We start from the raw sequence: 11,347 nt of genomic DNA on the forward strand, positions 1-11,347 counted from the left end.
CGGTCGCTCTAACGGCTGTCAGCCGCGTCAAGGGAGTCAAGCGTGGTCTCGTCCAAAGCAGTGATGGGATGGGGAGAGAGATGGTCTTCGCAGTTTTTGTGCAACACCATTCCTCCAGTGACGTTGATGAATGACCCTTCGACCGTGAAGACCCCTCCCCGTTCGTACATGAGCAGCAGTGGTTCGTAAGGATCGTCGAGTGCGGGAAACCCTGCCAGAGCATCCGGACGAAGCGCTGCCCAGTGGAGTGCGCCCCAGCAGGTGTTCTTGATGGAACCTCGTGTCACATTCTGATAGATGAATTCTTCCATCTCTGCGGCGAGGCCGGCATCGACTTGAACGCCGGGATCGACAGTTGCTCCGATATCGAAGAACGGCCAGGAGTCCGTGGCTCCGGTCGTGTCCGCCCAGTTGGCCGAACGTCGCAGATACTCACGCATGAGCGCCATTCTTGAGCCAATGTGGTCGAATGCGTTGCTGTCGTCGAGCCAGTCGATGGCCTTCAAGCGCTCGAACGTTGCCCTCGGGTCTTTTTCATTTCTCACTTCAAATTCCATCCCCTCAGGTTCAGGAGCGTCTTGGCGGTCTTCACTATAGCGTCGACGTTGGAAAGATCCGTAGCGATCTCCATGCGTCCGTGCTCCTCGCCGAACAATCTCTCCCAGGACCTGAAGTTTCCGTTCGCTGGATTCGGCGCCACTTCATGGGCCCCGATGAGTGTCGGGTCGTGAAAGGGGATGCGCTTGCCGTCTTCAGCCCAGCCCGCGGCCGGGTTGTGCGAAATGTACGGCATCCCTGCTTCCATGAGGCGACTTTCTACGTATTCATGCGCCATGAGAAACTTGAATTCTCTGAGCTGAGCCGGGGATATGTTTCCGTCTCTGGCGGCATTCCACATCTCGGCGATGTCGTCGCGTGGCGTGAAGGGGCCTCGTCTGGTTTCTCCCGGGCCGATGGCGATGTCATGCTGGGATCGGAAGAGGTGGCTCTTGACCTGCCGGAGAACCGCCTCATCGATTCCGGTATTGTTTGAAATTGCTGGAAGATCAACCTTGTTCGGCGTTCCGCGGATTTCCTCGTAGGCTCTTGCCGCACTTTCTGTCGGCTTTTCGACCCAGCCGGCGCCACTCCAGCCGGACTGGTCATGATCCCGAAGAGGGATGTCATCATGACTCGGTCCCTCAAGCGTCCCACCGTCGTTCGCCCCCCCGCCGTGGGAGCTTTGAGGCCCCCCGGGCGGGTCAGAAGTCGAATCATGGGGTCCCTCGACAGAAGCCTGCGGATCGTCACTTCCGCCGCTTCTGTTCCAGGGCGGTTCAGAGCGGCTGTCAGATGGCACATGGGCATCGGCAGAATGTGGGGAGGAATGCGCGGACGTGAGGTCCGTCTGGGGACGGGGGCCACCCACACCTGTGGGCTCCCGGGCGGCCGTGTCCAGGAGGGAGCGGTCGCGGGAGGAGAGCTCGGCCGGGATGTCGTCGGCGGTCCGGAGCGGGTGGCCGGTGGGGGACTCCAGGCGGCCGTCCGGGTGGAGGATCGTGCCGTCGTCCCACAGGATCGAGCCGTCCGGCCTGCCCACCGCGTGCTGTCCCGGGGCCAGGATCTCCGGATTGAACGGGCCGTTCGGCGGGATGACCGAGCCGTTGTCCAGGCGGAAGCTGCCGTCGGGCAGTTCGAAGGCCCGGGCCGTGGTCAGGTGCGCCAGCTGGCTGCTGATCTCGCTGAAGCGGGTCAGCGTGGTCAGACCGCTGGTGAGGTACGTCATCGGGTCGATGGCCGTGCCCACCCGGGCCGCCGTGGCGGTGATCCGGGTGGCCGTGCCCGCTCCGCTCGCGGCCGCGCGGACGCCCGCGCCGGCGCCGAAGCTGGCCACCGTGGTGAGGACGTTGAAGGTGGTGAGGCCGGCCGCGCGGGCCGGGTCCTCGCTCCAGGTGTCCCAGGCGACCAGCCCTTTGGCGGTCTCCAGGGTGACGTCCAGGCTGTCGTCCATCCAGTCCTTGACGGCACCGTCCGGCATGAGGCTGTAGGCCAGCGCGTTCAGCGGGCTGGCGACGATGGCCAGGCCCGTCGCGAGCTGGCCCAGGCCCTTCCAGGACTCCTTGAAGACCTCCCAGCCCTGGAAGCCGAGCAGCCCGCCGAGGCCGGTGATCGTTCCCCAGATGCCGTCGACGATGAGGCCGTCCCAGACGAAGCTCTTGATGTGCTGGTCGAAGCGGTACCAGTGGTACTCGCGCTCCACCGCGCGGCCCCACGGCGTCTCGCCCGCCTGCGCCATCTCCTCCTCGCCGACGCCGTACATGTGCGCGCCGCCGGAGCCGTCGTCGGTGGTCCACTGCGGGCCGCCCCACAGGGCGTTGATCCGGTTGGCGCAGGAGCGTTCGGCGGCCCAGAACTGGGCGACGGTGGTGGAGACCTCCGTGAGCAGTTCGTTGTTGCGGTTGACCTTGGACTCGCTCTTCTTCCAGTCGTCGTCGTCCCGGATGGACTCGACGAACTGCTCCGCCTCGTACCTGAGGCGGCGCAGCCGGCTCACGAGGGGGGTGATCTCCTCGTGGTAGTCCCACAGGGCGGAGCGGACGGTCGCCAGGTCGTCGGCGAACCCGGCGGCCCGGTCGCGGGCGGGCGCGGTGGTGGCGAAGAGCTGTTCCGCCTCGGGCGCGGTGTAGAAGGAGGACAGGCCCTGGAACTCGTCGTGCACGTCGGAGCCGATGCTCCGGATGCGCGTGGCGGCGGCGTCGAAGCCCATGCAGTCGGCCGCCAGCATGGCGAGATTGCCGGTGAACTCCGGGATACCCGCGGGGTCGACCCGCTCCACGTCCCCGGTCCGGGGGACACACATCTCCTCACCCATGGCTACCTCGGCCCTTCCGGACGCTGGTCCGGCGGACGCAGGTCCAGCTCCGGGGCGCGCAGCGCCAGGCGCTGGGTGTCGGCGGCCATCTCGGCGTCGCCCTCCAGATAGGCGATGGCCGCGTCGCGCGCGCCCTCCAGCGACTTGCCGATGCGGGCGCCGATGAACATCACGTCGCGCTGGGTGTGTTCGACGAACTGGGCCAGTGCCTGCCCGACCAGCCCCACCGCGCCTTCCGCCGGCACCGGGGCGCCGAAGTTCAGCGTGCCCGCCGACACCGCGGCGCTCTGCACGGTCTCCAGATAGTGCTGTCCCCACCCCTCCAGGTCCGCGGCCCGTTCGCCGGCGGCCTCCAGGACGCCTTCCACGCCCCCGGGGTCGATGTCCCAACCCGTCATCCCCGATCCCCCTCCGCGATCCGGGTCAGCCGATGCCGTCCACCGCGCCCTGGGCGCGGCGCAGGGTGCTCTGCGCGGTGCCGTCGTTGTTCTCCAGCGTGGTCTTCAGCAGGCCGATGATCGTGCGGACCTCGCCGGCCGCGGTGTGCCAGCGCTGCTCCGCCCCGTGGTACTGGTCCGAGACGCCGTCGGCCTGGAAGTCGGCCATGGCGTTCTTCACATGGCCGTCGCGGGCGGTGATCACCTGCTCCAGCTGCTGGATCACCCCGTGGATGCTGGTCTGCACCTCGCCCGAGGCGCCGGTGTCGTAGCCGAGCCTTCCGTTGTCGCTCATCACTCCTCCTGTCAGCGGCCCGAGAAGCGGGCGGCGTCGAAGTTGGCCGCCGACATCGCCTGCCGGGCGTTGTCGGTCGCCTCCTGGTCACCGGCGCGGAACGCCGCGTCCATCCCTGCCTGGCCGCCGAGGATGGAGCTGAGCGCCCCGTTCAGCTCGGCGGAGATCTCGGTGGAACGGTTCTTGAAGGCGTCGAACGCGGCCTTGCCCGCCCCGCTGAACTTGCCCTCCAGCGGCTCGGCGGCCGTGATCAGTTGCTGGATGAGCGTGCCCAGATCCGTGCTGGCGCCCTCGGACTGCCGGCGCAGCGTGGACAGCACCTGGTCGCCCATGTCGAACTTCATACCCATGGCCCGGTTCCCCTCCCCTGGTTCCGCACACGGTGATTGACGACCTGACGGGGCATATGGTTCCCCGCGATGTCACGCTGTGATCATGGCGGGTGTCCGTACGGGGTCGTAGGGTGGAGAGCGTAACGGGAGGGGGGATGGTGTGGCCCGGGATTATGACAGCCAGTTGCTGGAATCGGTCTCCGTGCGCCGTCGGCGGCTGCGGGACGCCCTGCTGTTCGGGGCGCAGCGCGTCCGGATGAGCCTGGACGAGAATCTGGGGAAGATCGTCGGCGGGCTGGTGCTGGGGGCCGTGCTGTGTGCCGGCTGCGTGGGGTGGTCGTTTCTCTCCGGCCGGATGGGGTCGGGCTCGTGGTGAGCCGCGTGACGCTGGTGGGGGACCGGCGGCGGATCGACCTCGTGCTGCCGGCCGAGGACCCGATCGGGGAGTTGCTGCCCGAGGTGCTGCGGATGCTGGGTGAGCGGCCGGGCCGTACGCCCGCGCTGCGCCGGCTGGTCACCCCGGACGGGTCCGTGCTGGCCCAGGACGACACCCTCGCCTCGGCGGGGGTCAGGGACGGGGCGGTGCTGCGGCTGGTGCGGGAGCAGGAGACCCCGGCCGCCCCGGTGGTGCACGACGTGACGGACGACGTGGCCGAGGACCTGGAGCTGCGGCGCGGGAGGTGGGACGCCTCGGTGCGGGCGCTCAGCGCCGGCGGGTTCGCCCTCGCGCTGGTCCTGACCGCCGTGGTGCTCGCGACCGTCTGGTACGGGGCCGACCGGGTCGGCGGGTGGGTCGTGCTCGCCGCCGTCGTGGCGGCGGCCGGGAGCGGTCCCGCCGTCTGGTCCGGGGCGCGCGAACTGGGGACGGCACTGATCCTGCTGGGCGGGACGCTCGGGGTCTACGGGGCGCTGGTCACGACCTGGCCGGAGGGGAACGCGCTGCGGCTCGCCGCCGTGGGGGCCGCCGTCGTGGTCTCGCTGGCCCTGCTCGGCGCGCTGACGCCGCTGGGCCGCGGGGGTCTGGTGGGTGCGGGCGCGGTCGCGTTGCTGGTCGGCGCGTGGGAGCTGGGCGCCGTCCTGGCCGGCGGGGCGAGGACCGGGGTGCTGCTGGGGGTGATATCCGTGCTGGCGCTGGGTTTTCTGCCGCGGTTCGCGATGATGGCCGCCGGGCTGACGCGGCTGGACGACCAGCGTTCCGGTGCCGTCTCGGTGAGCCGGTACCGGGTGGACACCGCGCTGTCCGCCACCCACCGAGGTCTCGCACTGGCCACCGTCGCCACCGCGGCCTCGGCCGCCGCCGGTGGCTGGCTGGCCGTCGGCGAGGTCACCGGCTGGACGGTCGCGGTCACCGCGCTGCTCGGTCTCGTCCTGCTCTCCAGGTCCCGGGCCTTCCCGCTGGCCGTGGAGGTGATCGCGCTGCTCGCCGCCGGTGCCGTGCTCGCGGTGCGGCTGATCGTGCTGTGGGCGCAGACCCCGGGCCAGTCGGCGGCGTGGCCGCTGGTCGTGCTCGGCGCCGTCGCCGTGGCGCCGCTGGCGCTGCTGGTCGTCCGGCCGCCCGACCACGTACGGGTGCGGCTGCGGCGGCTGATGAACGGCGTCGAGTCGGTCGCGGTGGTGGCTCTGGTGCCGGTGGCTCTGGGGGCGTTCGGTGTGTACGGCCGGTTGCTCGGCACGTTCTGAGACAGGGAAGGGGAGGCGGTGATGTCCGCACCGGGAGCGGGGGATTGGCAGCGTGATGTCTTTCGGGAACTGGGCGGGGTGATGGCCGGCACGGAGCAGCCGGCGTCCTCGCCCTCGCCTCCGGTCGCCGCGCAGCCGGCGCAGGCGCAGGCCCCCGCCCCGGCCGCGCCGCCGCTGCCGCCGCCCGCACCCGTCTCCGTACCGGTGGTGACGCCAGAGGTACGGCGCACCGGGCAGCGCGCCCGGCACGGGGACCCGCCGGCCCGGCGGGTGGCGCGGGCGCTGCGCAAGGGGCTGTCCGCCACCGCCCGGGACACCGAGACGGCCACCCGGCTGGCCAGGGCCGTCCAGCAGCCCATCACCACCGGACGGCAGATCGCGGTCACCAGCATCCGCGGCGGCGCCGGCAAGTCCACGGTGGCCGCGCTGCTGTCGCTGACCTTCGCGCACTACCGCGCCGACCCGGTGCTGGCCATCGAGGCCGACCCGTCGCTGGGTACCCTGCCCCGGCTGTTCGGGGCCGGCGAGGTCCGCTGGACCTTCGCGGACCTGGCCCGGATCCTCGACCCCTCGATGCGGGTGACGCACGTGACGGGCTATCTGCTGCCGTTCACCGGCGGCGGCTGGCTGCTGCCCGGCAGCCAGGGCGCGGTCGGCGCGCAACTGGACCTCGATGCCTACCGGATCGTGATGACCTCGCTGCGCCGCTGGTTCGGCACCACCGTCGTCGACTGCGAGACGCTGCCCGCCGAGGTGGCCCGTACGGCGCTGACCACCACCCAGGCGCGGGTGCTGGTCGCCCCGGCCACCGCCGCCGGGGTGGCCACCACCCGGACCGTCCTGGACTGGATCGGCGGGCTGCACCGCAGCATGCTGCCCACCACCGTGGTGGCCCTCGCGTACACCTCCCCGGGCATGGGCGTCGACCCGCGCAAGGCCGCCGAGTACCTGGGGGTGGGCGGGGCCGCCGTGCTGCCGCTGCCCTACGACCGGGCCCTCGCGGAGGGCGGGGAGATCCGCACCGCGCTGCTCGGACAGGCCACCCGGGAGGCGGCGCTGGCGCTCGCCGCCGAGGTCATGGACCGTGCCATGTCCCGGGGCCGGGGCGGCGCGCGCGGCGGCGGTACGGCCGCCGGGGCCAGGCCATGAGCACCCGGCAGGTGCACCGGCCCGCGCGCACCACCCGCCCGCTGCCGGAGCCCGCCGAGCGGGTCGTCGAGGCGCCGCCCAACCTGCCGGAGGGCAAGACGGGTTCGGCCGTCACCTCGCTGCTGCCGCTGGCCGGCATGGTGGGCTCGATGGCGATGATGACCATCGTGCGCAGCAGCCAGTTCGCCGTGATCGGCGCCCTGGTGCTGGTGATCGCGCTGATCGGCGGCCTCGGGCTGCTGTTCTCCCAGCGCGGGCGCGCCCAGCGCACCCGGCGTACCCAGCGCGAGCGCTATCTGGAGTATCTGGAGGAACTGCGCGAGGAGCTGAGCGCCGAGGACCGCGAACGCCGGGTCGCCGCCCGGCTGCTGTTCCCCGCCCCCGAGGCCCTGTACGACGTGGTGGCCGATCCCGCCCGGCTGTGGGAGCGGCGGCGCGCGGACCGCGACTTCCTGCGGGTCCGGCTGGGCACCGGTCAGGTGCCGGTGCGGACACTGCGGCTGGAGACCAAGGGCGGCTCGGTGCTCACCCCGCCGGACCGGTTCATGCTCAACGAGGCGGCGGGGCTGCGCAGACGCTTCAGCACCGCGCCGGAGATGCCGCTGACCGTGCCGCTGGACCGGGCGGGCCACGTCAGCGTCATCGGGGGCCGCGCGGACGTCCTGGCCGTGGTGCGCACCCTGGTCGCGCAGACCGCCGTCGCGCACGCCCCCGACGACGTGGCACTGGCGCTGGCCGCGCCCCGCGAGCGGCTGGCCGACTGGGCGTGGCTGAAGTGGCTGCCGCACACCCTGGACGACGGGACGCACGACGGGCCGGTGCCGGCCCGGCGGATCGCCTCCGGGCTGCCGGAGCTGGCCCGGGCGCTGGCCGCCGAGCTGCGGCAGCGGGCCACATACGCCGCCGAGGTACGCCGCGGCCTGGCCGGGCGGGAGGCGCTGCGGCAGACCAAACGGATGGTGGTGGTGAGCGACGGGTACGGAGGTACGGCCGGGGAGCTGGCCCGGCCGGACGACGCCGTGTCGCTGGCCGACATGGGCGTCACGGTGCTGTACCCGCTCGCCGAACGCACCGACGAGCCGGGCCAGGTGTCGGTACGGATCACCGTGGTGCGGGACGGCGGCGGGGAGGCGACCGTCACCGTCGAGGACCTGCGCGGCGAGGAACCCCTCACCCTCACCGGCACGCTGAACGAGGTGACCGCCGCCGGGGCGGCCGGGCTGGCCCGGATGCTGGCGCCGCTGCGGCTCACCCCCGAGTCGGCCGCGTCCGGTGCCCCGCTGTCGGGGCCGGTGGACTTCGGGGAACAGCTGGGGGTCGAGGACCCGGGCGCGCTCGACCTGGACCGGCTGTGGGCGTCGCGCCGCGGCGACCAGGCGTTCCTGCGGGTGCCGATCGGCCTCGGCGACAACCGGGAGCCGGTGCTGCTCGACCTCAAGGAGTCGGCCGAACTGGGCATGGGGCCGCACGGGTTGTGCGTCGGCGCCACCGGCTCCGGCAAGAGCGAGCTGCTGCGCACGCTGGTGCTGGCCCTGGTCGCCACCCATCCGCCCGAGGACCTGGCGATGGTGCTGGTCGACTACAAGGGCGGCGCCACCTTCGCGCCGTTCGCCTCGCTGCCGCACGTCGCGGGTGTCATCACCAACCTGGAGAACAAGGCCGGGCTGGTCGAGCGCGTCCACGCGAGCCTCGCCGGCGAGGTGCAGCGGCGCCAGCAGGTCCTCAAGGCGGCCGGCGAACTGCCGGACATCGCCACCTACGCCGCCGCCCGCGCCCAGCGGCCCGGACTGGCGCCGCTGCCCCACCTGTTCGTGGTCATCGACGAGTTCGGTGAACTGCTCACCGCCAAGCCGGACTTCATCGACCTGTTCCTGTCCATCGGCCGCATCGGCCGCTCCATCGGCGTGCACCTGCTGCTTTCCAGCCAGCGCATCGAGGGCGGCAAGCTCAAGGGCCTGGACACCTATCTGTCGTACCGGCTCGGCCTGCGCACCTTCTCGGCCGAGGAGTCACGCACCGTCCTCGACACCCCGGACGCCTTCCACCTGCCGCCCATCCCCGGGTTCGGCTATCTGAAGGTGGACACCAGCGCGTACGACCGGTTCAAGGCCGGCTATGTCTCCGGTCCCTACCAGGGGCCGGTCCGGCTGGAGAAGTCCGGGCGGGACGAGGGGCCCAGGGTGCTGCCGTACCCCGCCTACAACACCCTCGCGGAGAGCGAGGCGCAGTCCGGCGGCGAACCGGCGGAGCCGGCCGGCCCGGCCCCCGCCCGGCGCACCGTCGGCCCCACCCTGTTGTCCACCGTCGTGGACCAGCTGCGGGATGCCGCCCCGCCCGTGGCGAAGATCTGGCTGCCGCCGCTGCCCGCCGCCCTCCCGCTGGACGCGGTCGCCGGGCCGCTGGAGGCCGGCGACCCGGCCACCGGGCTGCGCTTCGCCCGGCCCCCGGCGGGCGGCGCGCTGCGCATCCCGCTGGGGCTGCTCGACGACCCGGGCAAGCAGTGGCAGGGCCCATGGGTCCTGGACCTCACCCGGGCCGGCGGCCACGTCGCCGTCATCGGCGGGCCGCAGTCCGGCAAGACGACCCTGCTGCGCACCCTGATGCTCTCCCTCGCCCTCGGCCACACCCCGCACGAGGCCGCCGTCTACGGCCTGGACCTGGTCGGCGGCGGCCTGACGGCGATGGCCGGGCTGCCGCACACCGGCGGGGTGGCCGGCCGCGCCGACCGGGAGCGGGCCGTGCGCACTGTGGAGGAGATCCGGGGGATGCTGACGGCCCGCGAGGAGCTGTTCCGCGAGCACGGCATCGACTCGATCGACCATCTGCGCCGACTGCGCGCCGCCGGCCGGTTCCCCGGGCTGGGCTCCACGGACATCGTGCTCGTCATCGACGGCTTCGGCGAACTGCGCGAGGAGTTCTCCGAGCTGGAGGACCCGATCGGTGAACTGCTGCGGCGCGGCGGCGGGTACGGCATCCATGTGGTGGCCGCCATGCTCCGCTGGAACGATGCCCGGCTGGCCGTCCAGTCCGCGTTCGGCACCCGGGTGGAACTGCGGCTGAACGACCCGGGTGACTCCGGCATCGAGCGCCGCCTCGCCCAGACCCTGTCCCCCGACGAGCCCGGCCGGGCGCTGACCGACGGCAAGCTCTTCGCGCACACCGCGCTGCCCCGCATCGACGCCCGGGCGGACGACACCGATCTGGGCGCGGCGCTCGAACGCGCGGTGAGCGCCGTACGGGCCGCCTGGGCGGGGCCCGGCGCCCCGCCGGTGCGGGTGCTGCCCACCCGGCTGCCGGCCCGCCGGCTCCCGGATCCGGCCGCCGAGCCGCGCCGGGTGCCCATCGGCCTGGACCAGAACGCGCTCCAGCCCCTGCTGCTCGATCTGTTCGACCGCGATCAGCATCTGCTCGTCCTGGGCGACAGCGAGTGCGGCAAGACCAATCTGCTGAAGCTGATCGCGGACGGTCTGGTGGAGCGGTACGGGGACGAGGAGCTGGTGTTCGCGGTGCTCGACCCGCGGCGCGGGCTGCACAGCGTCGTGCCCGAGCCGTACCGGGGCGGCTACGCGCACAACGCGCGGCTGGCGGCGGCGCTGTCCGCCGGGATCGCCGGGGAACTCGACAAGCGGATGCCGGACGACACGGTCTCGCCCGAGGTGCTGGCGGCGGGCGGGGCGGCTTTGGGCGGGCCGCGCATCGTGGTGCTGATCGACGACTACGACATCCTCACCACCGCGCGCCGGCAGCCGCTCGACCCGTTCGTCCCCTACCTCTCCTCGGCGCAGGACATCGGGCTGCACTTCGTGGTCGCCCGGCGGGTCGCCGGGGCGTCCCGGGCGATGTACGAGCCGTTCCTGATGACGTTGCGGGAGAGCGGCACCTCGGCGCTGGTGATGACCGGGGACCGCTCGGAGGGCCAGCTGTTCCCGGGCCTGTACGCCAGGGCCCAGCCGCCGGGGCGCGGCTTGTTCGTACGCCGTGGGGAGCCGCACCGCCTCGTCCAGACCGCGCTGGCGCGCGGCGCGGACCAGCGGTGACGGCCGAGGAGGGGGAGGAATCGTGACGACGGACGTCATCGCGCTCACCGAGCGGATGCCCGACCCGTGGAGCCTGGTGGCCGGGCTGATGGCCGGTGGCCCGCAGACCCTGCTGTCGGTGGACCGGGCGGAGGGCGCGCTGCTCCAGCTGTGCGACGAGCGGGGCCGCCCGCTGGTGTCGGTCGAAGCGCCGCTGCTGGTGCGGCTGCCCGGTGAGGTGGACCGGCTGCTGGGGCCCGGGACGGGTGTCCGGGGCCCGGTGTGGTGGACGGAGGTGCGGGCCGCCACCGGTGTGGAGCGGGCGCCGCAGCTGGCGGGCACCGTCGCCGCCCGGCTGGCCGGCCGGCTCGGCGGCGCGGTCTGGCCGCCGGACGCGGCGCCGGCGGACGGGGGCGAGGCCCCGGTGACCGGGGTGGTGGGCGCCGCGGCCCCGGCGGCGGCGCAGTCGGCGGTGGACGTGCTGACGGACCGGGCGGCCGTCGTCATCCAGGACCGGCCGCTGGTGGCGATGACGGCCTGGCTGGCGGACGCGCTGCGGGCGGCACAGGCCAGTGGGCGGGCGCTCC

Annotated in this window: 10 protein-coding genes; 5 read left to right on the forward strand and 5 right to left on the reverse strand. The window is 72.7% G+C overall.

What is annotated here, in order from left to right; genetic code table 11:
* Window positions 1-8: 8 nt before the first annotated feature.
* Genes ACFV5N_RS17515 through ACFV5N_RS17535 form a run of 5 tightly spaced genes read right to left on the reverse strand, consistent with a single transcriptional unit; the run spans window position 9 to window position 3,927 of the window.
* Window positions 9-557 carry a hypothetical protein gene (locus ACFV5N_RS17515; RefSeq protein ID WP_385600272.1) on the reverse strand — a complete coding sequence of 183 codons (549 nt, stop codon included), beginning with the start codon at window positions 555-557 and terminating at the stop codon, window positions 9-11.
* A complete protein-coding gene (locus ACFV5N_RS17520) occupies window positions 542-2,815 on the reverse strand; it encodes a hypothetical protein (RefSeq protein ID WP_385600274.1) in 2,274 nt (757 codons plus the stop codon). The genes ACFV5N_RS17515 and ACFV5N_RS17520 overlap by 16 nt, the downstream gene beginning before the upstream one ends.
* 38 nt (window positions 2,816-2,853) lie before the next feature.
* The gene (locus ACFV5N_RS17525) at window positions 2,854-3,249 is read right to left on the reverse strand and encodes a DUF6507 family protein (RefSeq protein ID WP_385600277.1); all 396 of its coding nucleotides are present in this window, start codon (window positions 3,247-3,249) and stop codon (window positions 2,854-2,856) included.
* Window positions 3,250-3,274: 25 nt separating this feature from the next.
* A complete protein-coding gene (locus ACFV5N_RS17530; protein ID WP_385600280.1) occupies window positions 3,275-3,583 on the reverse strand; it encodes a pore-forming ESAT-6 family protein in 309 nt (102 codons plus the stop codon).
* 11 nt (window positions 3,584-3,594) lie between these two features.
* Window positions 3,595-3,927 (reverse strand): hypothetical protein, encoded by a 333-nt coding sequence (locus ACFV5N_RS17535; RefSeq protein WP_385600297.1) that lies wholly within the window; start codon window positions 3,925-3,927, stop codon window positions 3,595-3,597.
* A gap of 148 nt (window positions 3,928-4,075) precedes the next feature.
* Here ACFV5N_RS17535 and ACFV5N_RS17540 point away from each other — a divergent pair, with 148 nt between their 5' ends.
* From ACFV5N_RS17540 to ACFV5N_RS17560, 5 genes are all read left to right on the forward strand, one after another.
* The gene (locus tag ACFV5N_RS17540) at window positions 4,076-4,291 is read left to right on the forward strand and encodes a hypothetical protein (protein ID WP_385600283.1); all 216 of its coding nucleotides are present in this window, start codon (window positions 4,076-4,078) and stop codon (window positions 4,289-4,291) included.
* Between the two features lie 5 nt (window positions 4,292-4,296).
* On the forward strand, window positions 4,297-5,595 hold the full coding sequence (gene eccD, locus ACFV5N_RS17545; RefSeq protein ID WP_385600286.1) for a type VII secretion integral membrane protein EccD: 1,299 nt from the start codon (window positions 4,297-4,299) through the stop codon (window positions 5,593-5,595).
* Window positions 5,596-5,616: 21 nt separating this feature from the next.
* A complete protein-coding gene (locus tag ACFV5N_RS17550) occupies window positions 5,617-6,744 on the forward strand; it encodes a hypothetical protein (RefSeq protein ID WP_385600288.1) in 1,128 nt (375 codons plus the stop codon).
* Window positions 6,741-10,781 (forward strand): type VII secretion protein EccCa, encoded by a 4,041-nt coding sequence (eccCa, locus tag ACFV5N_RS17555; RefSeq protein ID WP_385600291.1) that lies wholly within the window; start codon window positions 6,741-6,743, stop codon window positions 10,779-10,781. The genes ACFV5N_RS17550 and eccCa overlap by 4 nt, the downstream gene beginning before the upstream one ends.
* Before the next feature lie 22 nt (window positions 10,782-10,803).
* Window positions 10,804-11,347 (forward strand): DUF6177 family protein (locus tag ACFV5N_RS17560; protein WP_385600294.1); only part of this gene is annotated, 544 nt, incomplete at its 3' end.

Source organism: Streptomyces sp. NPDC059853, assembly GCF_042731495.1.
Classification (GTDB): Bacteria; Actinomycetota; Actinomycetes; order Streptomycetales; family Streptomycetaceae; genus Streptomyces.

Excerpts from the sequence above, each read along its gene's own strand:
- ACFV5N_RS17515 (WP_385600272.1), bottom strand. The coding sequence starts at position 557 with ATGGAATTTGAAGTGAGAAATGAAAAAGACCCGAGGGCAACGTTCGAG.
- ACFV5N_RS17525 (WP_385600277.1), bottom strand. The coding sequence starts at position 3,249 with ATGACGGGTTGGGACATCGACCCCGGGGGCGTGGAAGGCGTCCTGGAG.
- ACFV5N_RS17530 (WP_385600280.1), bottom strand. The coding sequence starts at position 3,583 with ATGAGCGACAACGGAAGGCTCGGCTACGACACCGGCGCCTCGGGCGAG.
- ACFV5N_RS17535 (WP_385600297.1), bottom strand. The coding sequence starts at position 3,927 with ATGAAGTTCGACATGGGCGACCAGGTGCTGTCCACGCTGCGCCGGCAG.
- ACFV5N_RS17550 (WP_385600288.1), top strand. The coding sequence starts at position 5,617 with ATGTCCGCACCGGGAGCGGGGGATTGGCAGCGTGATGTCTTTCGGGAA.
- eccCa (WP_385600291.1), top strand. The coding sequence starts at position 6,741 with ATGAGCACCCGGCAGGTGCACCGGCCCGCGCGCACCACCCGCCCGCTG.